Annotated in this window: 20 protein-coding genes; 13 read left to right on the forward strand and 7 right to left on the reverse strand. The window is 68.0% G+C overall.

Translation table 11 applies throughout. From position 1 onward, the window contains the following. Positions 1-300 precede the first annotated feature (300 nt). A complete protein-coding gene (locus tag ABZV91_RS14625; protein ID WP_355240739.1) occupies positions 301-906 on the forward strand; it encodes an ABC transporter ATP-binding protein in 606 nt (201 codons plus the stop codon). Further along, entirely contained in the window at positions 903-1,736 is an 834-nt protein-coding gene (locus ABZV91_RS14630) for a hypothetical protein (protein ID WP_355240741.1), read from the forward strand. Before ABZV91_RS14625 ends, ABZV91_RS14630 begins: the two co-directional genes overlap by 4 nt. Before the next feature lie 66 nt (positions 1,737-1,802). Here ABZV91_RS14630 and ABZV91_RS14635 read toward each other — a convergent pair whose 3' ends face one another. Then, on the reverse strand, positions 1,803-3,824 hold the full coding sequence (locus tag ABZV91_RS14635) for a polyprenyl synthetase family protein (RefSeq protein ID WP_355240744.1): 2,022 nt from the start codon (positions 3,822-3,824) through the stop codon (positions 1,803-1,805). 907 nt (positions 3,825-4,731) lie between these two features. Here ABZV91_RS14635 and ABZV91_RS14640 point away from each other — a divergent pair. From ABZV91_RS14640 to ABZV91_RS14650, 3 genes are all read left to right on the forward strand, one after another. Continuing rightward, entirely contained in the window at positions 4,732-6,111 is a 1,380-nt protein-coding gene (locus ABZV91_RS14640) for a cytochrome P450 (protein ID WP_355240747.1), read from the forward strand. Further along, entirely contained in the window at positions 6,108-7,148 is a 1,041-nt protein-coding gene (locus tag ABZV91_RS14645; RefSeq protein ID WP_355240750.1) for a hypothetical protein, read from the forward strand. Before ABZV91_RS14640 ends, ABZV91_RS14645 begins: the two co-directional genes overlap by 4 nt. Before the next feature lie 82 nt (positions 7,149-7,230). Next, entirely contained in the window at positions 7,231-7,812 is a 582-nt protein-coding gene (locus ABZV91_RS14650; protein WP_355240753.1) for a hypothetical protein, read from the forward strand. On the opposite strand, the gene ABZV91_RS14655 is transcribed toward ABZV91_RS14650, so the two are convergent. Beyond that, positions 7,737-9,068 carry a family 1 glycosylhydrolase gene (locus ABZV91_RS14655; RefSeq protein ID WP_355240756.1) on the reverse strand — a complete coding sequence of 444 codons (1,332 nt, stop codon included), beginning with the start codon at positions 9,066-9,068 and terminating at the stop codon, positions 7,737-7,739. The genes ABZV91_RS14650 and ABZV91_RS14655 overlap by 76 nt on opposite strands. A 759-nt stretch (positions 9,069-9,827) precedes the next feature. Here ABZV91_RS14655 and ABZV91_RS14660 point away from each other — a divergent pair. Then, positions 9,828-10,676: an AAA family ATPase gene (locus tag ABZV91_RS14660; protein WP_355240759.1), complete on the forward strand. Its 849-nt coding sequence runs from the start codon at positions 9,828-9,830 to the stop codon at positions 10,674-10,676. Positions 10,677-10,874: 198 nt separating this feature from the next. After that, positions 10,875-11,411 carry a cytochrome P450 gene (locus ABZV91_RS14665; protein ID WP_355240803.1) on the forward strand — a complete coding sequence of 179 codons (537 nt, stop codon included), beginning with the start codon at positions 10,875-10,877 and terminating at the stop codon, positions 11,409-11,411. A gap of 168 nt (positions 11,412-11,579) precedes the next feature. Here ABZV91_RS14665 and ABZV91_RS14670 read toward each other — a convergent pair whose 3' ends face one another. Continuing rightward, a complete protein-coding gene (locus ABZV91_RS14670; RefSeq protein ID WP_355240762.1) occupies positions 11,580-13,193 on the reverse strand; it encodes a helix-turn-helix domain-containing protein in 1,614 nt (537 codons plus the stop codon). 161 nt (positions 13,194-13,354) lie between these two features. Between ABZV91_RS14670 and ABZV91_RS14675 the strand changes: the two genes are divergently transcribed. The 3 genes from ABZV91_RS14675 (at position 13,355) to ABZV91_RS14685 (ending at position 17,710) form a co-directional block, all read left to right on the forward strand. Next, positions 13,355-14,470 carry an NDMA-dependent alcohol dehydrogenase gene (locus ABZV91_RS14675; protein ID WP_355240765.1) on the forward strand — a complete coding sequence of 372 codons (1,116 nt, stop codon included), beginning with the start codon at positions 13,355-13,357 and terminating at the stop codon, positions 14,468-14,470. 14 nt (positions 14,471-14,484) lie between these two features. After that, positions 14,485-15,993, forward strand: coding sequence for an aldehyde dehydrogenase family protein (locus ABZV91_RS14680; RefSeq protein WP_355240768.1), 1,509 nt, complete (start codon positions 14,485-14,487; stop codon positions 15,991-15,993). 76 nt (positions 15,994-16,069) lie between these two features. Beyond that, complete coding sequence (locus ABZV91_RS14685; RefSeq protein ID WP_355240771.1) at positions 16,070-17,710, forward strand: AMP-binding protein; 1,641 nt, start codon at positions 16,070-16,072, stop codon at positions 17,708-17,710. A 235-nt stretch (positions 17,711-17,945) separates the two neighbouring features. On the opposite strand, the gene ABZV91_RS14690 is transcribed toward ABZV91_RS14685, so the two are convergent. Beyond that, positions 17,946-19,469: an alpha/beta hydrolase gene (locus tag ABZV91_RS14690; RefSeq protein ID WP_355240777.1), complete on the reverse strand. Its 1,524-nt coding sequence runs from the start codon at positions 19,467-19,469 to the stop codon at positions 17,946-17,948. 576 nt (positions 19,470-20,045) lie between these two features. Here ABZV91_RS14690 and ABZV91_RS14695 point away from each other — a divergent pair. Continuing rightward, a complete protein-coding gene (locus tag ABZV91_RS14695) occupies positions 20,046-21,377 on the forward strand; it encodes a lipase family protein (protein WP_355240780.1) in 1,332 nt (443 codons plus the stop codon). 13 nt (positions 21,378-21,390) lie between these two features. Here ABZV91_RS14695 and efeB read toward each other — a convergent pair whose 3' ends face one another. Genes efeB through efeU form a run of 3 tightly spaced genes read right to left on the reverse strand, consistent with a single transcriptional unit; the run spans position 21,391 to position 24,714 of the window. Next, the gene (gene efeB, locus ABZV91_RS14700; protein ID WP_355240783.1) at positions 21,391-22,677 is read right to left on the reverse strand and encodes an iron uptake transporter deferrochelatase/peroxidase subunit; all 1,287 of its coding nucleotides are present in this window, start codon (positions 22,675-22,677) and stop codon (positions 21,391-21,393) included. After that, positions 22,661-23,794, reverse strand: a complete 1,134-nt coding sequence (gene efeO / locus ABZV91_RS14705) for an iron uptake system protein EfeO (RefSeq protein WP_355240786.1) — start codon at positions 23,792-23,794, stop codon at positions 22,661-22,663. The genes efeB and efeO overlap by 17 nt, the downstream gene beginning before the upstream one ends. 17 nt (positions 23,795-23,811) lie before the next feature. Continuing rightward, complete coding sequence (efeU, locus tag ABZV91_RS14710; RefSeq protein WP_355240789.1) at positions 23,812-24,714, reverse strand: iron uptake transporter permease EfeU; 903 nt, start codon at positions 24,712-24,714, stop codon at positions 23,812-23,814. A gap of 398 nt (positions 24,715-25,112) precedes the next feature. Here efeU and ABZV91_RS14715 point away from each other — a divergent pair, with 398 nt between their 5' ends. Next, complete coding sequence (locus ABZV91_RS14715; protein ID WP_355240792.1) at positions 25,113-25,577, forward strand: hypothetical protein; 465 nt, start codon at positions 25,113-25,115, stop codon at positions 25,575-25,577. 186 nt (positions 25,578-25,763) lie between these two features. Next, the gene (locus tag ABZV91_RS14720; protein ID WP_355240794.1) at positions 25,764-26,180 is read left to right on the forward strand and encodes a ChaB family protein; all 417 of its coding nucleotides are present in this window, start codon (positions 25,764-25,766) and stop codon (positions 26,178-26,180) included. Positions 26,181-26,235 lie beyond the last annotated feature (55 nt).

A 26,235-nucleotide genomic window follows, 5' to 3' on the forward strand; every position in this document is an offset into this window, starting at 1 on the left:
TCGTACCTGCCGGTCGGCAGGGCCGGGTGAACGACGAAGCCGCACGCAGGCCACGGCGCGGTCGGCCGAATCCTCGCCTTCGCCGACCGGATGGGAGCGGGCCGCTCCGGCACGCGGAGCTCCACCCGAGCGCAGAGTGTTGTGCATATGCTCCGATTCCGGCGGAGGCCACGCCCGGCGCACTCGGTATCTGTCGCATATGCCGTGCGCGGAAGACGATTTCGTCTTGTTACCGACTGTTCGTTGATAGCATTCGTGCGGCAAATCGGCCACGACGTCGGCGGAAGACAAGGGGCGTTGATGGAAGTGGAGGGCGTCCACCATGCGTACGGCAGGCGGTCGGTGTTGCGTGGCGTCGACATCGTATTGCCCGCCGGGGCGCTGGTAGGAATCGTCGGTGAGAACGGTGTAGGCAAATCGACATTGCTGAAGGTGCTCTCCGGAGAGTTGCGACCGGACCGCGGGGTGATCCGGCACCGTGGGCGGTTCGGTTACTGCCCCCAGCAGGTGGTGCTGAACGAGGCGTTCACAGTCCGCCAGCATCTGGATCTCTTCGCCGCGGCCTACGCCGTCCCGGACCTGCGGCGGGCCGAGCACACCATGGAAGTCCTGCGCTTCTCCGAGTACGCCGGTGAGCGAGTCGGCACGCTGAGCGGCGGCACCCGGCAGAAACTCAACCTCACACTCGCGGTGATGCACGATCCGCAGGTCCTGTTGCTCGACGAGCCGTATCAGGGTTTCGACTGGGAGACGTATCTGCGTTTCTGGGATCTGGTCGCGGAATTCCGGGACACCGGCCGGTCGGTGCTGATCGTCTCGCACCTGGCACACGACACCGACAAGCTGGACCAGGTGTGGCGGTTGCACGAGGGCGTCCTCCGGAGCACACAGGAGACAGCCGGATGAGGGACGGTATGCGGCTGTTCCTGATCGCGACGCGCTACGGCCTCGTCGAGCACGCGCGCAACCGGTTCGCCATGGTGTTGGTGGCCGTCTTCGTTCCCGTGCTGATCACCCTGGTGCGCGTGGCCGTCACGGATATCGAGGTACCGTTCCGGCTCCGGGACACCGGACTCGTGCTGCGCGCCGACGGCAACGAGCTCGCCCAGATCAGCGGCGCCCTCACCGCGGTCTCGCTGATCATCGGGTTCATGATGTTCGCGGCGACTTTCTGCAGCGGAGCGTTCGACCGGCGCCTGTCGATGGCCGGATTTCCGCGGGTGGCACTGGCGCTGGCGAAAATCGCCTGCCTGGTGGTGGCCTCGTCGGGGGTCTGTGCCTATGCCACCGCTGTCATCTGCTGCTACTGGTCACCGCAACGGCCTGTCCTGCTCGCCGCGGCGCTGTTCTGCGCGGCGATGACCTACGGGGCGCTGGGTGTCGCCCTCGGCGCACTGCTCCGCCGCGAAGTCGAGGGCATGTTCGCCATAGCGATGATCAGCTGTTTCGACATGGCAGTGCAGAACCCCATCGCCAGCAGCGGCGCGGACAGCGAATTCGTACGCTGGCTGCCCTCCTACGGTGCGATGCAGGCCTCGACCGCGGCCGGTTTCGCCGACACCACACTCTTCGCGGGTTTCACCGTGCAACTCGTCTGGTTCACCGCGAGCGCCCTTGCCGGACTGGTCGCTTTCCATCTGCGCACCCGCTCGTCCCTGGGACCGGCGAGAGGGATTCACTTCCCCGGATTCCGCGCCCTGGGGCCGGCGAGGTCCGGACAGCCGGCGAAACCTTGAGCGCGCGCCCCGAGCTGTCCGCAGTGGTGGACAGCCCGGGACGAAGGTCTCTGCCGGCCACGGGAGCTACAGCACGGCAGCAGCCGGTTCGGTCGCCCGTAAGTAGACCTCACGGCGCAAGCGTTCCAGGTCCGGCGCCGCAGCAGCCACCCCCGAATTCGACGTCGTGGTGTACCTGTCGCTTTCGCGTCCCCAAAGCCCCATGCGCGCCATACTTCCGTACATCTCCGCGTAATCCTTCCCCCGGCCCGACAGGCCGGGAAGTACGCGGAAGAGCGTGGGAACATAGCGGATCGCCGACTCGAACTGGGCGCGATGCTCGGCGACCTGGCGCCGCACCTGCTCGACGGCTTCGCTCCGGGTACAGCCCGTCTCGTGACGGACCGCCCTGACCAGGTTGTAGGGGACTCGGTCGGCCTCGTCCTGCGCCAACCCCACCAGGTCGTTCTCCACGAAGGTCACCCAGAAACCGAGTTCCTCGAGTCGGCGGATGACGGGGTGGTTGCGCACTTTCCCGGGCAGTTCCCGGTCGTGATACATCTCCATGACGGCGATGGCGGTCTCCAACCCACTGGTGGACATCCGCAGTGGCAGGTAGTCGGCCGTGGCGGGAACATGGCCGTCTATGCGATGGTGTGCCTCGCGTTCGGCGGCTTCGAACCACTCCTCGACGCCGTCGAGGAACCGTTCCTGCCAGCGGGCACTGCGGCCTTCGCGCAGGCGCGGCCACAAGCTCGCCCACGCCGTCGGAATCGCGCCGGACCGCCACGGTGCTTCCGGGTCCTGACGCAGTGTCGCCACCATGCCCCGCCGCAGCGCGGTCACATCTTCCGGATCGGTGAGCTTCGGATCCTCGAAGAGGTCGTCCCACACCAGGGCCAGCACGGCCATACCGTATGCGGTCTGTTCGCGGTGCGCGTCCGCCGCCGGGGCCAGAATTCGTGCCCGGCTCCGGATCGCCCCGGTCCACCGGTGATAGTCGGCCTCGGCCGCGGAGGTCGCGAGGCCGGTATCGACCAACCAGCCGGACAACCACTCCGCCACCCGCGGTGGCAGGTCGTCGACCGGAGCCTCGGGGGCCGGCGTGACGGGTGGGGAGTCCGCGAGGCGAGACGGGCGCCGGTCGAGGACGGACCGGATGTAGGCGGTGATCCCTCGGCGGGTGTCCGAGGCAACGGGCAGACCGGCGAGCCGGTCGGCGGCCTTGTCGATGAATTCTTCGGCCACCGTCCGGGCTTCCTCGACAGCGCCGGAGGCGATGACCAGTTCCCGGGCCCGTGCCGCTTGCTCACCGGTCATTCTGCCGCGCAGCAGGCGGGCCAGCTCCCTGTTGTGGGCGGCCGCGCGGATCACCGGAAGTGTGTAGATGCCCTCGGGCAGATCCGCATTGACGGGCTTGCCCATCTCCTCGGCGGTCGACGTCAGATCGAGGATGTCGTCGTACAGCTGGTAGGCCAGTCCGAAGTGCCGGCCGAACAGCGCCAGCGCCTCTTCTTCGTCCTCGGAGCGGCCGGCCTGCATCGCTCCCACCCGGCACGCCAGCGACAGCACCGCCGCCGTCTTCCCGTCGATCGTGTCCAGGTAGGACTGCTCGCTGCGGGAGCCCACGTAGAGGTCGGCGGCCTCGATCACCATGCCCGCGCACATCTGCTCGCCCGCGATGGTCGCCGCGAGAACCTCGCGGGAGCCGAGTTCGGCCAGCATCCGCAGGCCGGAGAACGTCACCGCGTCCCCACCCAATACGGCCATATGCGATCCCCACACGGCGTTGGCACTGGGACGACCGCGGCGCTGATCGGCGTGGTCGACGACGTCGTCGTGGTAGAGCGACCCCAGATGCATCATCTCCACGGCGGCAGCGGCGCGCACCGCCCGGTCGACCGCCGGCGCCTCGGGATCGGTGAGCAGATAGTACGACAGCAGGGTCAGAGTCGGGCGGACCAGACGGCGCGAAGTGCCCGGCCCTTCGTCTGTGAGTGCGGTCAGTTCCGGTCTGTTCTCCAGGCGAACAGGTCCGAGAATGTCGCGGACGCGGTTCAGGTCCGCCTCCAGATGCGGGAAGACAGCCGAGTCGATTTCACGTGGCACGAGCGCGCTCCTGACTTGCTGGATCGGTCATCTACGAACACCGGCGGTCAGTCTGTCACCCCGCGCCCGCAAAAATGTTGGTATCGAAGGACTTCGACGTGATCGCGGGGGTTCGGCGACCGCGACGCGGTGGTGGTACCCGCCGCGCCACGGGGACGGCCGCCGGTCCGGTCTCACCGGTGCGGCCCGATACGTAAGCGCTCGATAGCACGGCCGCGCCGGCTGCCGACCGATCGGAAATGCCATCGACCTGTACTCGGGCGCCGGCCGGGTGGCAGCAGCGCCTGTGTCGAACCCGGCACCGGCGTGAACCCTCACGGGCCGGGACCGCTACCGGCCGTACCCGGTTACCGGCAGCCCGACTGCCGATGTGCCTTTTCTACCTATCCGGCGATCCTCGATCCGTCGGTGTTCGGCGGCTGCGACGTGGCGGGATCGAGGGGTTCTCGCCGGGTGTGGTCGCGCACCGCACGCCGAAGTGTGCGGTGCGGCCTGCGAGAAACCCGGTCGGCAGCTCCGTCCGGGACTCGGAAGATCGAAGACCGGCCCCCGCGCTGCGGGGATCGGAAGAGGTGTGCCGGCGGGCGAGGCAGAGGCGTTGTCGAGCCGACCGGCACGACAGAAACGGTGTCTGCGATGAACGAAGTACTGCCACCGGCCCACGGGCAGCTGCCCGGCGAACGCGACTCGGCGGAAGGCCTGCCGGGAGCGGCCGCTGTCCCGCTCGGCCACGAACGGGGCGCGGTTTTCCGCCGGCCGCGGAGCCGGGGCCCTGGGCTTCCGCCCGTCTTGCTCGATCTGCACGGGCAACGGCCGGTCGTGCACAGATCGGTCGAGCGAGGCGGGAGCGCCCGCGGGCGTAGCTCGAGCGCGCCCACCCGGTCTCGCCGTCGGTCGGTCGTGCGCAATGGCTGAGTCAGGGGTTCCGCCGGCGCCGGGGGCGTTCCGGCCGGTCGGTCATGCGGTCGCGTTGCTGCGAGATCCGCTGGCATTCCTGTCGTCTCTGGCCGATGCCGGCGAGGATCTCGTGAAGATACGGATCGGTCCCGGGACCGCGGTCGTGGTGTGTGACCCGGACCTGGCCGATCGAGTGCTTCGGGATGATCACACCTTCGACAAGGGTGGCCCGCTGTTCGACACCGCGCGGGAGGTGGTGGGCGACAACGTGATCACCTGCCCGCACAGTATGCATCGCCGGCAACGCCGCCTGATCCAGCCGACGTTCGGCCACTCACGGCTCGGAAACTACGGCCGAGCGATGACGGCCGAGGCCGACGCGATGACGGCCGCGTGGCGCGACGGTCAGGTCGTGGACATGTCGGCCGAGACATCGCGCCTGGCCACCCAGACCTTGATGGCGACCATGTTCTCCGGCGCGCTGGCACCGCACGTCCGCGACCGGGCACTCGACGATGTCACGGTGGTCGTCGACGGGCTGTACCGGCGGATGCTGATGCCGCCGCTGCTGAATCGGGTACCCACGCCGGGGAATCGCCGCTACGGGCGAGCGCACGCGAGTCTTCGCGAGTTGATGGCGACAATTGTCGCGCAACGGCGGATAGACGGCACCGACCGCGGGGATCTGGTGTCGGCCATGCTCGCGGCCCGGATCCCCGACGGAACGACCACCACCGCAGGCATGACCGACAGCCAGATCTGCGATCAGCTCACCGCTTTCTTCATCGCCGGATCAGAGACCACCGCGAGCGCTCTCACGTGGGCACTACATCTGCTCGTGACCCATCCCGACATCGAGGAACGCCTGCATCAGGAAACGGAGCGAGTCCTCCACGGTGCCCCCGCCCGCTGCCGCGACCTGCCCGACCTGCCGCTGACGGGCCATATCATCGCCGAAGCACTGCGGCTCTATCCGCCCGGCTGGTTGTTCACCAGAACGGTGACCGCCGATACCCGGCTGGGCGGCCACGACCTACCCGCCGGCACCTCATTGATCTACAGCCCGTACCTGCTGCACCGTCGCAACGATCTCTATGAGCACCCTGATCGCTTCGATCCCGACCGATGGGACCTCCCGCAACCACCGAGGCGGCACCGGGCGTTCATGGCATTCGGCGCCGGTCCACGGCGATGCGCGGGCGAGGCCTTCGCGGTCACCGAACTGTCACTGGCCCTCGCCACGATCGCCGGCCGGTGGCGAATCCGCCATCGAGTCGGCAAGGAGGTCCGTCCCGCGGTGGCGATGGCTCTGCGCCTCCGCGAATTGCGGATACGCGTCCGATCCGCCGGTCGGGGCGGCGCTCGGGCGGCGGCGGGAGATCACCGGTGACGTCCCTCGAACAGCCTGCTCTGCCCGGGATCTTCTGCCCGATCGAATCGAGTATCCATCCCGCGGTGGACACGATCGAGAACCGGTCCATCGAGTGGTTGCGAGGCCGCACGTTCCTGGACGATCACCACCAGGGACGTGCGCTGGTCGCGACCGGATCGGCCGAGTTCATGGCGCGAATGGCACCGCACGGTTGTGTCGACCGACTACAGATCGCTGCGGATTGGGCCTACTGGGGCTTCGCCTTCGACGATCGCTTCGACCGCGGCCCGCTGTCGACGGACCTCGCCGGTTTCGTGTCCTATGCCCACAAGATCGTACGCGTGCTGGAGGCACCCGGATCGAACCTGGTGGAGTCGGATCCACTGGTGAGCGGCCTCATCGATATATCGACACGGTTCGCCGCCCGCGTGACGCCGGTGCAGCATCGCCGCTGGACTCAGGCCCACCGCGCCTGGCTGTCGGGGGTCTGCGCCGAGATGAGTACGACCAGGATGCCGAGCCTCGACGAGTACCTGGCCGTCCGGATCGACAACGCGGCGGGCGAGATCGTCACCGTCACCACAGAACTGGTGAACGAGTACGAACCCCCGGCGGCGGAGCTGGAGCTGCCACGGGTTCGGGCCCTGACCGAGATGACGCGTCTGCTCGCGGCACTGGACAACGACCTGCACTCCCACCCCAAGACTGTGGCCCTGAACGAGAGCAACCAATACGATCTGCTGACGGTGATCGCGGCGCGCCACGGCTGCGGGCCGGACGAGGCCGTCACACGAGCCGTGCGGTTGCGCGACCGGATCATGTGCCGGTTCCTCGCCGCCGGAACACAGACCAGCGGGTTGAGCGAAGACACCCGTCACTATCTCGACGGTCTCCGGCATGTGGTCCGCGGCAACCTCGATTGGGCACTCGGCGTGGAACGGTACACAGTCGACGGGCGCACCGTGGCCGACCGTTTCACCATCGACGACTCCCCCACCGATTCCGGACCCGATGCCCCCGGACTCTCGTCGATCGACTGGTGGTGGCGGGTATGACCTGTCGGACCGACCCGGCCCGTGGCGACCGAACCGAATTCCCAAGGCGGAGAACGCTGTGAACTGTGTCATACCATGAGCCATGGCCGAGAACCACGTGCCGCCACTGGAATCGAATGCCGGCTCCGCGCAGGTGGAGCGAATCGCGGCGGCCCTGACGGCACAGCGGTTCCAGGCCACGGTGGTCGTCAACTCTTTGAACGAACCGGTCGCAGTCCATGTTTCGAATGTCTTCGACAGTAGCGACGTCGCACCCATCGTGGCGGCGGTCGCACCACGGGCCCAGGATGAGCTCGCACGCATAGAGAACGTCGAACTCGGCCATGTGCTGCCCTATGGCATGCGCAGTGGAATGGTCTATCCCCGTGGCGTCTGTGACGTGATGGACGTGACCGTACAGACCATCACCGGACGTGACGACGTAGTGGCCGCGCGATTGCAGGCACCGGAGGGCGGAGTCGCGGCGGGCATCGGAGATTCCTTCCCGCACACCGACTTCCCCGGCAATACCGACGACCCCGAGGCCACGGAGGTGCACGGGTTCAACGTGCATGTCACCCTCGCCGGCGCAGGAGTGGTGCGATTCAGTCAGGGTACGGGGCGCAGGCAACTGGCCGGGGGGTCGATGAGGAAACAGGGTGCCACGCCGTGGGTGGGTAGATAGTCGCCGGGGACGCCGCCTTCGGCGATGGTCCGGGTGTAGGTGGCGACGGCGTCGGTCGGGCGCCGAGTGAGACTCGGGTCGGTGGTGGTGTCGACGGTGTACAGGCCGAACCGCGGACGGAAGCTGCCCCATTCGTAGTTGTCGGTGAGACTCCAGTAGTTGTAGCCCATCACGTCGATACCGTCGGCCTCCGCGCGCTGGATCCAGTAGACGGTGTCCTGGAGATGGGCACTGCGGGTGAAGCCGTCGGCGCGTGGACGCCCGTTGTCGGTGGCCATACCGTTCTCGACGATGTAGAGCGGCTTACCCGGGAAGCGGTCGGCATAGTGCCGCAGAGCGAAGTAGATTCCTTCCGGACGGATCGGGAGCTCCCAGATCGTGGGTCCGGGCGGGGTCGCGGATCCAACGGCACCGCCGAGGTATTCGATGATCGTCCGGGCCGGGTCGTAGGCCCAGTAGTAGTCGACTCCGATGTAGTCGAGACGAGCGGCGATTCGATCGACGAGGGCGCCGTTGATCCGGTCCTCCGCACCGGCGACGTAGCCGACATTGCTGGTGACCTGAGCGTTCGGCCGGACATGATGGATGTGGTCGTAGATACTGTTGTGCGCCTGCGCGATCCGGTCCAGCATCTGGCCGGCGTCGGCGTTGCCGCGGCCGGTCTCGTGGGCTATATAGGCGACGGGTTCGTTCACGGTGACCCACAGCGGGTCGTGAGCGGCGTACCGGTCGACGACGGCACGCATATTCGCCAGCCAGTCCTCGACGATGGTCGGGCTGCGCCAGCCGCCCCGGTCGGCGATCCAACCCGGATACACCCAGTGGTCGAGGGTGATCATCGGTCGCATACCGGCCCGCACGATGCTCGCGACGACCGAGTCGTAGAACCGGAAGGCATGCTCGTCCCAGACCCCCGGGGCCGGCTGCAGACGTGCCCATTCCACCCCGATCCGGAACACCCGGACGCCGAGGTCCGCGGCGAGGCGGATATCGGATTCGTAGCGGCCGTAGAAATCCACCGAGTCCCCGAGGCGGTCATAGGCCGGGTTCGCCGCGATGTACCGCGTCCAGTTGCTGTCGGGCGCATGTCCTTCGGACTGGAACCCGGAGGATGCCACGCCCCAGAGGAACCCGCCGTCCAATCGGGGTAGCCCCGCGGCGGGTTGCGGTGCGGCAGCGGAATGCGAACAGAACATCACGGTCGAAACGAGGACGATGAGGGAGGCTACACAGAACCGACGGAGCCGTGGGCGCATCGCCTCAGGGTAATGCCGGGGGATACCCGCGCGGTCCAGAAACGCCGATCCCGCGGATCCGCGGACGAAGTACGGTCCCTCGGCTTCTCGGCCGCCGGTCCCGCGAGCCGCCGGTGGGCCGCAGCGGTGGAGCCGGGGCAGATCTCGTCCGGTCGCGCAGTGCGACGGGCCGCTGGTGGATCCGAACAGTATCGAAGCGGCCTCGGATCAGCTGGACTCGGCCAAAAGCCATAGGGTGTGCGGTAGCCGGACGGGGCGATAGCAGCGGCGACCGAACTGATGCAGGGGGCGCGATCACGCGCCGATCGACGCCTGCACCTGCTCGCGTACCGGAGCCCACGCAACAACCCCGGTGTATACCCGGCGGACGGATTCCGCTGTTCGGCGCGGTTCGGCCGCCGGCGAATTACCTCGGTTCTACTCTATATATAGGGTTTCCCCTACTTGCCCGCACAGTCGGCTGTCGGCTTGAATATCGACAAGGTAGCCACTACTTCGGGAGTTGTCATGAGTACGGTTTCGTCGGAAATGGCAGCTCCTTTCCATGGCACGTCGGCGGAAGTTCGCGGAACAGGTCACTGATATCCGGGTGCAGAAAAGCTTCGAGATGGTACCCACCGATTCGGGGTCGTCGAATACTTTCTCGGCGAATTTCGATCCGGTGGGTAATACCTCTCCGGCGAATTGCGAGCCGTTGCCGGGCACGAATTCCCGGACACGGATGTCGCCGAATTTCCGAATACTTCAGTGGAGGGTGCTGTGCAGAGTTCTACCGGGCGGCGCGCGCGGGAATTCGTGGGCCGGGAGGAGGAGTTGCGCAGGATCGCGATCCTGCTGCGCGAAGGTGCGCGGATGATCACCCTGACCGGCCCCGCCGGGGTGGGGAAGACCAGGCTCGCCGAGCAGGCGTCGGACGAGTACGCGAGAGCAGCGAAGGCGGAGGTGCACCGGTCGCCGCTGACCGACGTGGCTCGGGACAGCGATATCGACAGTGTGGCGAGGCATGTGCTGCACTCGATCACGCGTACTTCCCGCTCCGGACTCCCGGCGGGTGCGGAACTGGTGCGGGTACTGAGCGCGACGCGCGGTGAGCGGGTGGTGTTGGTACTCGACAGTTGCGAGCACGTCCTGACGGGAGTGTCGGGTCTGGCTGCGGAACTGATCGATTCCGTGCCCGCCTTGACGATCATCGCGACGAGCAGGGAGAACGTGGGTTGGGTGGACGAGTACCTGGTGGTCGTTCCGCCGCTGTCCACGCCTGACGCGGTGGAGGTCCTGCGCAGACGTGCCGAGCGGATCGGACGTCCACTGCACGACGATCCCGCCGGATACGGTGTCGCGTGCGTCGTGTCGGCTCTGCCGCCGGGGTGGTCCCGGTGGGAGGAGCTCACTCCGGCCGAATCCGACGTCGCCCTGCTGGCAGCGGCCGGGTGGGCCAATCGCGAGATCGCGGTGCGCCGCGGCGCTTCGGTGCGAAGGGTCGACGCGCAACTGGCCGCCGTCCGGCACAAGTTGATGATCGCCTCCCGGGGTGAGATCGCGCAGCACGTACCCGACGAGATCGCGCAGCGGATGCGGCGCGAATCCCTCACACGTCGGCGCGCGTGATCCGGCGGACAGCACGGCTGGTTCCCGTATCGATCAGTTGCGGCCCGTCATCGGTATGCTCATCGCGGCACGCTTCGACGACGGCTCCGGCCTCAATGACCAGGAGATCCGCGACGAGGTCGACGATGTTCGCGGCGGGTTACGAAACCGTATCCTGCACGCTGGCTTTCGCATTCCACGAGCTCGGTACGCCCGGGTATCCGCGACCGGTTGCAGCGTGAAGTCACCGAGGTCCTCGGTGACGGGCCGGTGCGCGCGGACAATATCCGCGATCTCGTCTTCACCGAGAAGGTCGTCACCGAGACGCTGCGCCGCTACTGTCCGCCCTGGCTCGGCATGCGAGAGGCAACGGCGGAGATCGAACTCGGCGGGGTGACCATCCCGGAGGGGGCGACGATCATCTACTCCAACTACGCGCTGCACAACGACCCGAACTATTTCGCGGACCCCGCGACCTTCGACCCGGATAGGTGGACCCCGGAATACCGTAAGGCGGTGACTCGCAGCGGGGCGTTCCAGCCCTTCGGCATCGGCAATCGCAACTGCATCGGCGAGCCTTTCGCCTGGCTCGAGGCGACCACGATCCTGGCGACGGTGGTCGCGCGCGTCCGGCTGGACCCGGTGCCCGGAGTGGCAGTCCGCGAGATCGCTGCGGCCACCGTACAGCTCGACCGGTTGCCGATGATCGTGCACCCGCACCTGCCCGCGGATCGACCCCGTTCGATCGTCACCTGAGAACGCGCGCGGCCGGAGGACTACGGACCCGCGTGGTCGCTCGCGGAACACTCTCCGGCCCCGGCGCCCGGGGTGGATCGCCGGCCGCGGCGGGATCGAGACCGCGTGCCGGTGTGCCCGCGTCACTGTTCATTACCGGACCGCCGCGGTGGCGAGTGGGCGGCGCGGTCAGTAGACGGTGATGCGCAGCGCACGCATCTTCGCATACAGCGTAGTACGCGAAATACCGATGGCCCGAGCGGTTTTGACCTTGTTACCGCCGAATCGGCGCAACGCCTCGACGATGACGTCGCGTTCAGCCCGGTCGATGGGCGCCAGCTGCCGGATCGGCTGCCGGGCGCGGTACGCCTCGGGCAGATCGTCCACCACGACAGCGCCGGCGCGCCGATGCCGGATGACCTCGGTGACGACCGTGCGTAGTTCGCGCAGATTGCCGGGCCAGTTGTGCGCCGACAGCGCCGCCAGCGCGCCCGGAGTGAAGTGCAGGGAACCGTCCGCACCCGCCTCACGCAGCATGGCCGCGACCAGAGCGGGGATTTCGCCGGGGCGACTGCTCAGCGGCCCGAGTTCGATGCGGTCGGTGCATTCCGCGGCCAGCGCGGCAGCGCGGCCGGTGAGCGTTTCGACGGATCCGGTGACGATCACGACGCGCGGCAGCTGCCGCCCGGCGACATGGGTGGCGACGAGATCGATGAGGTCGTCGGGCAACAGGTCCAGGCCGTCGATACACACCGTTCCCTGTCGGGCACGGACCAGCGCGGCGAAGTCGCGAGCCCAGACGTTGCTGCCGTCCAGTAGGGCACCGGCCGCGGTCAAGACCGTCGCCGGTTGCTCGGTGGCGTGCTCTCGCGCGGTGTGCGAGCGCCCGGATCCCGGGGGTCCGGCGACCAGCAGCGGAGCACCGGGATCGCGCGCTCTGCGGGAGAACGCGATGGCCGCCCTTTCCTGCGGTTCGACGTTGAGCAGGGTCCCCCCGGCCGGGCCGCCGACACGGGTCGCCTCGACACGTGCCGCCAGTCCGCACTCCAGGGTCAGGTCGATGACCGAGCTGCGGCGCACGTCGGCGGCCATCATGCGCAACAACGCGAAGTCGGTGGCGCCGAGTAGATCGGCCGCGGCCTGGTTGGACATGAGCAGATCGCGCCCGACGGCCAATACCGCGCGGCGGCGCGTGCCCGCGGCCTGGAACGCCGCGAGCAGTTCCTTGTCCGAGACACGGGAACCGTCGAGCAGGCGCTGCTCGATATCGGCCACCGCGCGCGCGACCAGCGGCGGCAGCAGTGGACTGGCTTCCTGGACGATCGCCGAAAGATTCAGCACCCCCTCGATCCGGCGCGTGGTGGGGTGAAAGATGGGATGGCCATAGCAGCTGAGCCGTCGAAGCGGAACGGCGAAGTGCTCCTCGCCGTTGACGGCGATGCCGACCCGGGTTTCCAGGACCACACCCGGCGCGTTGGTGCCGACCGCCTCTTCCAGGAGCGAGGCGCCGACATCGACCCCGAGATCGTCGAAGACCTCCCGGGTGCCGTGGTTACCGCACCGCCGGTGCGCGACGCGACCTTCCCGGTCCACGACGATGGTGGTGAAATCGGTGCCCGCGAGTCGTTCATCGAGGTCGTCGAGCACCACCGCAGCCGCGGCCATGAGCGGACCGGCCTCATCGATGTCGGCATAGCTGATGGTGTCCAGCGCCGAGCCGGGCTCGAGCCCTGCCATCGTCGCCCGATGCCAGGACGCGGCGATCGGTTCCCGCTGGGCCCGGCTCCCGACCACATCCACCACCGCGATCACTCCATCCGCCCGGATCTACCTGCCCCAACCGTAGCAATAGTGACGGGGGTCACGGTTGTCCAATTTCTGAACAACCACGGCGGCCCGGCATTGCGAATGTGGTTTCCGTCACGCCACACGGGGTGCGTCACCGATGATCAGGAGAACCCGCCATGAAGACCACGGCCGCGGTCGTCCACCGGACCGGCAAACCGATCGAGATCGAAGAGCTCGAGCTCGACAAACCCCGTGAGGGAGAGGTGCTGATCAGGTATCTCTACGGCGGGCTGTGCCACTCCGATGTCCACATCGCCCACGGTGACCTCGACGCACGACTGCCGATGGTGCTGGGCCACGAGGGCGCCGGCATCATCGAGGAGGTCGGGCCGGGCGTGACCCGGGTCCGGCCCGGCGACCACGTGGTGTGCTCGTTCATTCCGAACTGCGGCACCTGCCGCTACTGCTCCAACGGCCGGCAGTCCATCTGCGATATGGGCGCCACGATTCTCGAGGGCTATCTGCCCGGCGGCCGGTTCCCGCTGCGTGGCCGCGCCGGCGAATACGGGGCGATGTGCATGCTCGGCACATTCAGTCAGTACGGCGTCATCCACCAGAACTCGTGTGTGAAGGTCGGCGACGACCTCCCGCTGGACAAGGCGGTGCTGGTGGGTTGCGGTGTGCCCAGCGGCTGGGGATCGGCGGTCAACACCGCCGAGGTCAGGCCCGGGGATGTCGTGGTGGTGTTCGGTATCGGAGGGCTCGGCATCAACGCGGTGCAGGGCGCGCGTTTCGCCGGCGCCCGCTGTGTCGTGGCGGTCGACCCGCTGCGGAACAAGCGCGAACGAGCCCTGGAACTCGGCGCCACACACGCGTTCGCCGACGCCGGCGACGCGCTGGCCACCATCGTCGACCTGACCCGTGGGCAGGGCGCCGATGCGGCGATCCTGGTCCCGGGCCTGCTGACCGCAGAGATCGTGCGCGCCGGTTTCGACGCCGTCGGCAAGGGCGGCAAGGTCGTGCTGACCGGGCTCAACAAACTCGACGAGATCAATATCCAACTGCCCGGATCGATCCTCACGCTGTTCCGGAAGGAACTGCGCGGCAGCCTCTTCGGCGACTGCAACCCGACCGTCGACATCCCCCGGATCCTCGACCTCTACCAGAGCGGCGACCTCGCGCTCGACGAGCTCGTCACCCGCACCTACACCCTCGAACAGATCAACCAGGGATACGACGACCTGCTCAACGGCCAGAACATCCGCGGCGTGCTCGTGCACGACCACTCCTGATCCGGAGGAACACGATGACCGAAGTACTCACCCCCACCACGACACCGATTCTCCCCCAGGTCCGCGGCTGGCTGACCACGCCGAAGAAGCTGTTCATCGGCGGCGAGTGGGTCGAGTCGGCCGCCGGCCGCACCTTCGCCACCCGTGACCCGGCGACCGGACAGGTCCTGACCGAGGTCGCGCACGGTGATGCCGCCGATATCGACCGGGCGGTACGCGCCGCGCGCACCGCGTTCGAGGGCCAGTGGTCGTTGTGGACACCGGCCCAGCGCCAGCGGCTGCTGTTCCGCGCCGGTGAGGCGATCTATGCGCACGCCGAGGAACTGGCCCAACTGGAATCGCTCGACAACGGCAAGTCCGCCGCTGTCGCCCAGGCCGTCGACATCACCTGGGTAGCCGAGCTGTTCGAGTACTACGCCGGCTGGGCCACCAAGATCGAAGGCCGCACCATCCCGGTGTCGGTACCGTGGGCACCCGGTACCCAGTGGCACGCCTACACCCTGCGTGAGCCGGTCGGTGTGTGCGGGGCGATCGTCCCGTGGAACTTCCCACTGCTGATGGCCGCGTTCAAGATTCCGGTGGCCTTGGCGACCGGCAACACCGTCGTACTCAAGCCCGCCGAGGACACCCCACTCACCGCGCTGCGCCTGGCCGAGATCCTGGCCGAGGTCGGCCTGCCCGACGGAGTGCTCAATGTCGTCACCGGCTACGGCGACGCCGGTGCCGCGCTGGCCGCGCACGACGATGTCGACAAGATAGCCTTCACCGGTTCCACCGAAGTGGGCAAACTCGTCGTCGACGCCGCCAAGGGCAACCTGAAGAAGGTCAGTCTCGAGCTCGGCGGTAAGAGCCCGCAGGTCGTCTACGCCGACGCGGACCTGGACCTGGCGATCCACGGCACGGCATCCGGGTTTCTGTTCAACCAGGGGCAGACCTGCACCAGCGGCACCCGGCTGCTGGTGGAAGACACGATATTCGACGAATTCACCAGGGGCGTGGCCGAAGTCGCCGCGGCCGGCAAGATCGGGTCGGGCCTGGACCCGGCCACCGAAGTCGGGCCGCTGGTATCGCAGACCCAGCTCGACCGCGTACTGGGTTACATCGATGCGGGATTGCGCGCGGGCGCGCGGGCACTGACCGGCGGGCGCCGCCACGGCGAGAGCGGCTACTTCGTCGAGCCGACAGTGTTCGTCGATGTCGAACCCTCGTTCAGCGTGTACCGCGAGGAGATTTTCGGGCCGGTCGTGGTGGCGACCCCGTTCGACGCCGAACAGGGTGTGGCCGCGGCAGCCAACGACACGCCGTTCGGGTTGGCGGCCTCGGTATGGACCAGTGATGTGTCCAAAGCCCATCGCACCGCCCGCCAGATCAAGGCCGGCACGGTGTGGATCAATGCCCACAATGCTTTCGACGCCGCGCTACCCTTCGGCGGCTACAAGCAGTCCGGCTGGGGTCGCGAGCTGGGTGCCGCGGCGATCGACGCCTACACCGAGCAGAAGACGATCAGCACCTTCCTCGGCTGACCGCAGGGCTCCGGCACCGAACTCCCCGGTCGGTGCCGGAGCCGTTCCACCCGTTTCGCTTCGTCCCGGAGAACCTATGACCACTGTGAACCCCCTCGCCCAGGATTCCTACGCCCGGGGCGACACCAACGTCCCGCTGCTCGACGAGACCATCGGGGCCTGCTTCGCACGCACGGTCGCCACCTACGGTGACCGGGAGGCCCTGGTCGAAGTCGCGACCGGCCGGCGCTGGACGTGGCGCCGGCTCGGCGAGACGGTGGACGCCGTGGCGCGCGGACTCCTGGGCGTCGGCATCACCCGCGGTGACCGAGTCGGTATCTGGGCGCCCAACTGTGCCGAATGGACGATCACCCAGTTCGCCACGGCCGCGATCGGTGCGATCCTGGTCAATGTCAACCCCGCCTACCGGACCCACGAGTACACCTACGCCGCCGATCGGTCCGGGCTTCGGCTGCTGCTGGCCGCGACCGGCTACAAAGGTAGCGACTACCGGACGATGATCGAGCAGTCGCGGGCCGCGACACCCGCGCTCGAGCGGGTCGTCTTCCTCGACACCGACGACTGGGACGACCTGCTGGCGGCCGGGGCCACCGTCACGCCGCGGACCCTGGCCGAGCACAGCGAGACGCTCACGCCCGACGACCCGATCAACATCCAATACACCTCGGGCACCACCGGATTCCCGAAGGGCGCCACCCTCAGCCACCGCAACATCCTCAACAACGGCTACTTCACCGGGGAGACCCTCGCCTTGACCCGGGAAGACCGCCTGTGCATCCCGGTGCCGTTCTACCACTGCTTCGGCATGGTCATGGGCAACCTCGGCGCGGTCACCCACGGCACCACGATGGTGATCCCGGCCCCGGGTTTCGATCCCGAGACCACCTTGCGCACCATCCAGGACGAGCGGTGCACCGCCGTCTACGGCGTGCCCACGATGTTCATCGCCATGCTCGGTGCGGCCACCTTCGACTCCTACGACCTGTCGCATCTGCGCACCGGCATCATGGCGGGCTCTCCCTGCCCGGTCGAGATCATGAAACGCTGCGTCGACGAGATGAACCTGACCGAGGTCTCGATCTGCTACGGCATGACCGAGACCAGCCCGGTCTCCACCCAGACCCGGATCGACGACAACCTCGACCGGCGTACCGCCACGATCGGCACCGTGCACCCCCATGTCGAGATCAAGATCATCGATCCGGCCACCGGCGCCACCGTCGGACGCGGCATCCCCGGAGAGTTCTGCACTCGCGGGTACTCGGTGATGCTCGGATACTGGGCCGACCCGGCCGGGACCGCCGGCGCGATCGACGCCGACGGGTGGATGCACACCGGCGATCTCGCGGTGATGCGCGAGGACGGATACTGCCGGATCGTCGGCCGGATCAAGGATATGGTGATCCGCGGCGGGGAGAACATCTACCCCCGCGAGATCGAGGAGTTCCTCTACACCCATCCCGATATCGACGACGTGCAGGTTGTCGGCGTACCCGACGGCAGATACGGCGAAGAGCTGTGCGCGTGGATCCGGCTGCGCCCCCGTGCCGACAACATCGACGCACACACGCTCCGAGAATTCTCGGCGGGCAAACTCGCCCACTACAAGGTGCCGCGATATGTCCTGGTCGTCGACGAATTCCCGATGACCGTGACGGGCAAGGTCCGCAAAGTCGAGATGCGCGAGGAATCCATCCGCAGACTCGGTCTCGGCTGATCACAGCCCGGCAAAGACCGCGGCCCGCGCGATCCCCCAGACCGGCGGCGCCGGTGCCGGATCGGACGAGTGCCCGTGCGGGCCGCCGTCCCCGAACCACGGTGCGCCGACGGACGGCACCCGATGCCGAACCGGACGGACACCGGCGAGGGAATCGATCAGCGGAGCGACCGCGCTGGGCCACCCGGGATGTGGCGCCGACCGCGGGCGGTCTCGCGGTCGGCGCCACTGCGGGTCAGTTGTCGGGGAGAGCGCCGGGGTCGCGTCGGCAGGTGATGTCGGTGTCGGGAAGGACGCCGTCACGGAGGTAGGTGTCGACGATATCGTCCACGCAGTGGCTCAGATCGGCGCGGAGGACGCCGTGCACGCGGGTGTCCGCCAGCGTGACCATCCGTGACCCGGTCAGATCCTCGTGGAGGGCGAGGCCCTGCTGGTAGGGAGTGCGGGTGTCACCGGTCGCCTGCAGGATCAGGGCCGGTGCCGAGTTGTGCACAGGGGTGGGCTCCTCGATCGGATCCGGCCAGAACGCGCACGCGGTGATGTTGTTGGCGAACGCACCGAACACCGGCTGAGTGGGACGGGCGCTTTCGATATTGCGCTGATACCAGGCCGGATCCCGGGGTGCGGCCCGATCGCCGCACAGGACCGCGGCCATGCCCGACGCGTTCAGCTGGACGGGGCCGCTGATCTTCGCTTTCAGCTGCTCCATGTCGATGGGCAGCCCGGACACCGCATCGGCCACGACCCGTACGACCTCGGCGAGGTCGGCATTCTTCCGCGGATCCGACAGCAGCGCCAGCAGCATCATGGGCACGGTGTGCTCGTCGATGAGGTAGCCGTTGCCGATGACCGGATGCGCGGCGGCGCGACGGATCATGTCCTCGACGAAGGCCCGGACCTGCGGCCCGCTGCTACCGAAGTGGTAGTCGCCGTCCCGGCGGGCCGCCCAGGCCGCCCAGTCGTCGAGTCCGGCCTCGTTGACGGCACCCATGTCCTGATACGTGCCGATCCAGTAGCGGTCCGGGTCCATGGCGCTGTCCAGCACCATCCGGTCACTGCGTCCAGGGAACATCTGCGCGTAGACCGCGCCCAGATAGGTGCCGTACGAGCCGCCGTAATAGTTGAGCCGAGGCTCACCGAATGCCGCGCGGACGATATCCATGTCCCGCGCGGTATTGCGGGTGGTGATCTGACGGGCCTTCTCCGGATCGGGCGCCACGCAGGACGCCGCGAGCGCGGCGGCCAGCGCCGTGTCACGGGCGAAGCCGAAGGCGTCGAGACCGGCCGAGAACAACATGGTGGGCAGCGGCAGCGCACAGTTCACCGGGTCCGATCGGCCGATACCGCGTGGGTCCATCCCGATCAGGTCGTATCGGGCGCGCACCTCCGGGGTGAGCCTTTGCTGCAGGCCGGCCATCATGCTCAGGCCCGGGCCGCCCGGGCCACCGGGGTTGGACAGCATGATCCCGCGGCGGCGGTCCGGGTCGGTCGCCGGGATGCGGGAGATCGCCACGGTCAGCGTGCGGGCGTCCGGCCGGCTGTAGTCGAGGGGCACGACAACACCCGCGCACTGCGCCCCCGCACCGGCGAGCATCGGGTCGTCACACGACGCCCAGTCCAGCTGCTGGTGATAGAACGGCTCCAGCCCCCTCGGAATGTCCTCGGCCCGGTCGGCACTCGCCGACCCCATGGGCGCCGTGGCGAAAACTGCCGCCGTGACGACTCCCAGTACAAGCCGTCGAATCCATCGAATCGGCATCGGATCTCCTGTCCGCGACATCTGTGTCCGCATCCTGTTTCCGCCGCTCGGACATTTCGGGTGTCGCACCGGCGCCGGTGTCGTGTGCCGAAGCGCCCGGCCGAGCCGGGGCTTCCCGGGGTTGTCACCCGTGACTCACCACGATCACGGTGGTCAGGGCCTGAAATCTGGTGGTGCGAAGCCGGTGTGGTGCAAGGATCGCAGCCCGTGCGGTAGCGATGTCCGCCGGACGGCGATACGGCGTGTCGAGGCCCGTCTCCGCGCCGCGCTCGACTCCGTCCGGACTTCTCCTCCGCATACGTGACCGCACCGATCGACGGCGGCCCGCCGGTCGAGCCCGCCGGCGGGGGCCGGCCCGATGTCACCATTGCGCTTCGGTGACAGTGTCGTCACCGACCTCGGCCCTGCGACCAGCACCTCTTCTCGATGAGCTATTGATCGGCCGAAACGGAACACGCGATCGTTATGCTATCGTGCATTCAGTCGTTACGCTATCGTGATCTTGGCCCAAATGTGACATGGCCGGTCAGCGCGGGCCCCGAGTGCTCGCGCATCGCCCCGGCCGGACGCGGAGGCATGATGGAACCCGAGCAGACACTGCCGACATATCGAAGAAATGTGGACCGGACAGCGCGTTCGGCCACCGGCCCGTTCGGCCCGCCGGTTGCCGGCGTCCGCCGGCGATCGGCCCGGCCGCGGCGGATCGGTCGGCCGTGGCCGGCGATCCTCGCGCTCGCCGTGGTCGTGCTGTCGGCGGCATTGTCGATGCCGGTCGCCCGCGCCACGGTCCCGCCGCCCGGCGACGATCCCTTCTACGCCGCACCGGCCGACCTCGCCGCGCATCCGAACGGAACGGTGCTCGGGTCGCGGACGATTCCCCTCCTCGGCCTGCCGATACCGGTGGACGCGCATCAATTGCGTTATCGCACAACAGATTCGCAGTCACGTCCGCAACTGGACGTGACGACGGTACTGGTACCACCGGTGCCCTGGGACGGGCCGCGGCCGGTGTTGTCGTACCAGGTACCCGAGAACAGTCTCGACACCCGGTGCGCACCGTCGTTCACCCTGCGCGGCGGACGCAACGGCACCGATATGGCGGCCGTCGCGCAGGATGCGCCGTTCCTCGCGGACGCCCTACGGCGCGGCTGGGCCGTCGTGGTCAGCGACTACGAAGGCCCGCAGTCGCGGCTCTTCGACGGGGTGACATCCGGGCGTGGAGTCCTGGACGGAATCCGGGCCGCCCGCTCCTTCGCCCCGGCCGGGATCGGTCCCGCGAGCCCGATCGGCGCCTGGGGATACTCCAGTGGGGCCTTCGCCACGCTGTGGGCCGCGCAGCTCCGCCAGGAATACGCACCCGACGTGGGGTTCGCCGGCGTCAGCGCGGGCGGCGTCCCGACCGATATCCCGGCCATGGCGGAGCGCGCCGACGGTGAGGCGGGGGCGATACTGATCCTGCTCGGGCTGGCCCGCAACGAACCCGAATCGAGGCTGGCCGATCTCCTGAACGACAGGGGACGTACCGCGCTGCACACCGCGGACGAGTCCGCCTGCGGTGCGGATCTGGCCGCGAAATATCCGGATATCCACATCGACGACCTCGCCGCGGTCCCGAACCTGCTGACGAACGCCGCCTTCCGTGCCGCGGCCCTGCCCAACGAACTCGGTGGCACCGTCCCCGACGCCCCGCTCTACCTGTACCACAGCGTCTCCGACGAGAAGATCCCTGTCGCCGGCTATACCGCCCTCGTCGATGCCTACTGCGCCGCCGGCGCCACCCTCACCACGACCCGTTCGCTGTTCCCGGGGCATATCGGAGCAGCCGCGGGTGAAGCACTCGGCGGCATGGACTTCCTCGCCGACCGCTTCGCCGGCATCCCCCGGGCCCCCGGGTGTGTGGGGCAGTGAGGACCCGCGGCAGTTAGTCGCCGAACAGCAGAGAGCCCCAGTGCCCTCCGTCGCTCAGCCCGCCCGGGCAGGCGAACACCGCCGAACCGACGTGCTGGATGTATTCGTTCAGCGCGTCGTTGCGGGCCAGCGCGTTCTGCATGGGGACGAACTGGGTGAGCGGGTCGCGGCAGTACGCGATGAAGAACAGCCCCGCGTCGAGGTGGCCGAAGCCGTCCGATCCGTCGGTGAAGTTGTAGCCGCGGCGCAGGATCTGGATCCCGCCGAGTTCTTCGGCGGAGGCCAGGCGAACATGGGCGTCGGTATCGATCAACGGCCCACCGGGGCCCGACGACTGCAGATCGAGGTCGTCGAACTCGTCGCTGCCGCCGAGTGGTGCGCCGGTCCCCTTCGCCCGGCCTATCACCCGTTCCTGTTCGCGCAGGCTCGTGCGGTCCCAGGGCTCGATGAGCATCCGGATCCGGCGGGCCACGAGATAGGAGCCGCCTGCCATCCACTCCTGATCGTCGGCGTCACCGACCCAGACGAACTCGTCGACGGCCTGCCGGTCTTCGGCTTTGATGTTCCGGGTCCCGTCCTTGAATCCGAACAGATTCCGGGGCGTCACCTGATCCGTCGTCGTGGAGGAGGTACGACCGAAGCCCAGCTGCGACCACCGCACCGAGACCACTCCGAAGCCGACCCGCGCCAGATTCCGGATCGCGTGCACCGCCACCTGGGGATCATCGGCGCAGGCCTGGATTGCGATATCGCCGCCGCTGCGAGCCGGGTCCAGAGCGTCCCCGGTGAATCTGGGTAGATCGGCGAGCGCGCGCGGCCTCCGGGCGCCGAGCCCGAACCGATCCCGGCCCCCGGCATCGGTGAACAGGGAGGGGCCGAATCCGATCGTCAGAGTCAGCCGCGCCGGGGACAAGCCCGACGCCTCACCGGTATCGGCCGGCGGGTTGTAGGCGCCCCCGCCGACCGCGCCATCCGGAAACGCCTCCTGACCCGCGGTCATCCGCTCGGCCATCGCCGTCCAGGTGCGCAGTAGCTCGACCAGTTCGGCACGCGAATCGGTATGCACATCGAAGGCCGCGAAATGCAATCGGTCCTGCGCCGCCGTGAGGATTCCGGCTTGGTGGGTGCCCCGGAACGGCACGATCTGGTCGGCAGCCGGCGTCCGGTCCCGGGACAGCAGGCTTCCGACGACCGAACCGGCCCCCGCCGCGACGACACCGACTCCGGCCGACCCGATCAGGCCGCGGCGGGTGATACCGCCGCGGCCCGGAGACGGCCGCTGTTCAGGATTCGGCGACAACGCCCTGCACCTGACTCACCACGGCGGACAGCGCGTCGATCCGACGCGAGAGCGCGACGCGCTGCGCGTCGCCGACGGTGTCGTAGCCGACGTAGCCGTCGCCACGCCGGTACTGGGCCAGTTCACCGTCGAGTTCGGTGAAGCGGCGATCGATCAGGGCGCCCAGCTCGGCGTCGCGCTCGTCCAGAATCGGGCGCACGCTCGCGACCGCGGCCTGCGAACCGTCCACATTGGCCTGGAAATCCCAGAGATCGGTATGGGAGAAGATGTCCTCCTCACCGGTGATCTTGGTGCGCGCGATCTCGTCGAGGAGCGTCTGCGCACCTCCGGCCACCTGCACCGGATCGATCGAGTACGCCGCGGCGCTCACGCCGGCCACCAGTTCGTCGATATCGGTGAGCAGCTGATCGGCGACGCGATTCGTATCCGGTTGCGGACCACGAACCCACAGATCCTTCTCGAGTCGATGGAATCCCGTCCACGCGTCACCCTCGGCCAGATCGGCTTCACGCAGGTCCAGTCGTGGGTCCAGATCGTCGGGGAAACTCTCCGCGACCGGTTCGATGCGCTCGTAGTAGGTCCGGGTCACCGGATAGTGCTTCTTGGCAGTCTCGATGTCCCCAGACTTCACCGCCGCGACGAAGGTCTTCGCCGTCTCCTGCAGTGCGGTGACCTGACTGACCAGGTAGCGCTTGTAACCGGCCGCCGCGTCCGCCAGCTTGCCGGAATCGTCGCGCTGCCGCGCCTGCCCGGTGACCGTGAACTCGTGCCGGATTCCCTCGCCGACCATGCCCGGTTTGCACGCGGTCGAATAGCTGCCGGGATCGGGTACCGAGACGATCAGCTGCCGGGTCAACCCCGGGCCGATGTTCTCGACCTCACCGAGCACCCGGTCACCGGCCCCGTAGACATAGAACTCGGTGACCTTGGTCCCGTTGTTGACGATCCGGAACGTCACAGTCCCGGTCTCGGCCGAATCGCGGGCGATGTCGCAGGAGGAGTCGCCGGCGGTCACGGCGATCTCGTCCTGGGCCGCCGGCCCCGATTTGGCCGTACACGAGACGAGCAGCAGCGGTGCCGTCGCCACGAGGGCGACCGCGATCGAGGAACTACGCACGGAAATGGACCTTTCGTTCACTGCGGCGAAGCCGCCGAATCCTGCGCCGACGGGATACTCCCGTCCGCGGACGCAGCCGGGACCGTGCGCAGGAACAGCCACAGCACCACGGCCACGTAGGCGACCCACGCGGCAGCCTGCAGAACGGTGGGGTCCGCACGGAAGTTGAAAATGCCCTGGGCCACGGTGCCGTACCAACTCGACATCGAGAACCACGACGAGATATCGAAGGCGTGCCGCGAAAGCCCCGGCAACCAGGAGGCAGTCTGCAGTGCGCGAATGCCGTAGGCGAGAATCCCCGCAGCGACCATGATCAGCAGGATCCCGGTGTACTTGAAGAATGCCGCGAAGTCGATCCGGACCGCACCCAGGTAGATCAGCACCGTGACCGCGGCAGCCACCCCGATACCGGCCAACAACCCGATCAGCGGCCATTGGCTACCGGACGCGTTCTCGGCGTACCCGACCAGCAGCAGCGCCGTTTCCACCCCCTCGCGGCCCACCGCCAGGAACGCCAGTGTCGTCACCGCGACCGGGCCACCGCGCAGCGCCCGTGACATTCCCCTCTTCAGCTCCCCCGAGATGGACCTCGCGGCCGCCCGCATCCACAGCACCATCCAGGTGACGATCACGACCGCGGCCAGCGACGCGAGCCCCGCGATCAGCTCCGCGGCCACACCGGTCACCGTGGACGTCCCGTAATGCACACCGGCGAAAATGGCGATCACCATGGCGACCGCGCCGCCGACTCCGAGAGCCACCCACTTCACGGCGGCCTGCTGCTGTGCTTTCACCAGGAACGCGACCAAGATCATGACAACGATCCCGGTCTCGAGGCCTTCGCGGACACCGATCAATCCGCTACCGAACAGCTGGGCCGCCACCGACGGCGCGCCGGAAGCGAACGCACTTTCGACCACATCCACTCCCGCAGAGAACCAAACCAAGCCTTACCAACATTCGGTAGGGCGAACTCAGTGTTACACAAGAATCGACCGATCCGGAAACCGGCGCCGAGAAGAAACAGCCGACCGTTTCCACAGGTCAATCCGGCTTTTCGGACAAATCACCGGCTGCACCCCGGCGTGATCGCTGTCGGCGCATCGTTCGCCGACAGGGCTATGAGGGCGTCACCGCCGACCTCCCCTACCCGTCCTCGCCACCCTCGAGCCGTCGATCGCCGCGACGCTCTCGGCCTCGATCAGGGTGCCGGTGGCACTCGGCCGACCCGCCGGCCGGGGGCACACCCCACCGGCCGAAGCCGCCGGCCGCCGAGTTCGGGTGGGCAGAACCGACGAGCTCTGGGCAGAATCCGACGGTGACTTCCGCTGTGCTCTCGACCTTGGTGACAGGTCTGACGCCCCTGTTGGGTGCCGCCCTCGGCGCCTCGGCAACGCTACTGGTGCAACGCAATTCGGCCCGCCACTCCGAGCGGGAGTTCCTGGCCGAGAGACAGCTGGCACACCGCGAGGAATTGAAATCCGCGATCCTCACCTATCTCGAGGCGGCTCAACGACTACAGACCGAGTTCGATATCCGGGAACGCGGAGGCGCACCGGCCGACCCGAGACGGTTGATCGAAGACGTCTGGCTCGCGGAGAAGCGAGTAGAGCTCATCTGTCCCGACGAATTGCGGGACCGTGTACTCGCCCACGCCTCGGCCCTGCAGGATATCGTCCGCGATCCCGGCGCCTACCCGGACTGGTGGGCTTATTGCGCGCCTGCGCAACATGAGCTGCTGGCGCAGGCGAAACGGAGCCTCATCCGTGACCAGGGGTGGTGAGCAGGGTCTCCCCGACGCGCCGTGTTTACCGGGCACGCGCCCGGGTAGCGCGCGTCCATGACGTGGGAGCACGCAAGACCATCGGCATCACCCGGTTCTCGTCCCAGGTGACACCGCCGGAGACGTGCTCCACACGGCGACCGGACGCCACAGCCCTGGATGGGCGGCCGACGAAAGGAGTCAGCGATGCCCAAGACCACCCGACGCGGTGACCCGAAGCTTTCCGAAATGCCCGGCACGCTGCGCCGATCCGACGAGCACGCGCGCCGGATCTTCGCCGAGGCGCACGATTCCGCGGTAGCTCAGTACGGCAGCGAGCAACGGGCCCACCGGGTCGCTTACGCCGCGTTGAAACACAGTTACGAGAAGGTCGGTGACCACTGGGAGCAGAAGGCGCGCAAGGGTCCGTCGGACGAACGCGCCGAGCACGGCGGGCCCGACGCGGCCGGACGGACAGCGGCGGGCGTGGACGCCAATGCGTCCAAGCGGCACCTCCTGGATATCGCCGCGCGGTTGGATATCACCGGGCGCTCCCGGATGACCAAGAAGGAACTGGTCGAGTCGATCGAAAGGGCCAACGAACGCGCCCGGCGACGGCACTGAGCCGGCATCGGCGAATTCCTTCGAGCGTAGTGCCGACCCCACCGGGTGGGGTCGG

It is taken from the genome of Nocardia sp. NPDC004568 (genome assembly GCF_040609955.1).
In the GTDB taxonomy this organism is placed as follows: Bacteria; Actinomycetota; Actinomycetes; order Mycobacteriales; family Mycobacteriaceae; genus Nocardia.

Excerpts from the sequence above, each read along its gene's own strand:
- ABZV91_RS14625 (WP_355240739.1), top strand. The coding sequence starts at position 301 with ATGGAAGTGGAGGGCGTCCACCATGCGTACGGCAGGCGGTCGGTGTTG.
- ABZV91_RS14630 (WP_355240741.1), top strand. The coding sequence starts at position 903 with ATGAGGGACGGTATGCGGCTGTTCCTGATCGCGACGCGCTACGGCCTC.
- ABZV91_RS14640 (WP_355240747.1), top strand. The coding sequence starts at position 4,732 with ATGGCTGAGTCAGGGGTTCCGCCGGCGCCGGGGGCGTTCCGGCCGGTC.
- ABZV91_RS14650 (WP_355240753.1), top strand. The coding sequence starts at position 7,231 with ATGGCCGAGAACCACGTGCCGCCACTGGAATCGAATGCCGGCTCCGCG.
- ABZV91_RS14655 (WP_355240756.1), bottom strand. The coding sequence starts at position 9,068 with ATGCGCCCACGGCTCCGTCGGTTCTGTGTAGCCTCCCTCATCGTCCTC.
- ABZV91_RS14675 (WP_355240765.1), top strand. The coding sequence starts at position 13,355 with ATGAAGACCACGGCCGCGGTCGTCCACCGGACCGGCAAACCGATCGAG.
- ABZV91_RS14680 (WP_355240768.1), top strand. The coding sequence starts at position 14,485 with ATGACCGAAGTACTCACCCCCACCACGACACCGATTCTCCCCCAGGTC.
- ABZV91_RS14685 (WP_355240771.1), top strand. The coding sequence starts at position 16,070 with ATGACCACTGTGAACCCCCTCGCCCAGGATTCCTACGCCCGGGGCGAC.
- ABZV91_RS14690 (WP_355240777.1), bottom strand. The coding sequence starts at position 19,469 with ATGCCGATTCGATGGATTCGACGGCTTGTACTGGGAGTCGTCACGGCG.
- ABZV91_RS14695 (WP_355240780.1), top strand. The coding sequence starts at position 20,046 with ATGATGGAACCCGAGCAGACACTGCCGACATATCGAAGAAATGTGGAC.
- ABZV91_RS14720 (WP_355240794.1), top strand. The coding sequence starts at position 25,764 with ATGCCCAAGACCACCCGACGCGGTGACCCGAAGCTTTCCGAAATGCCC.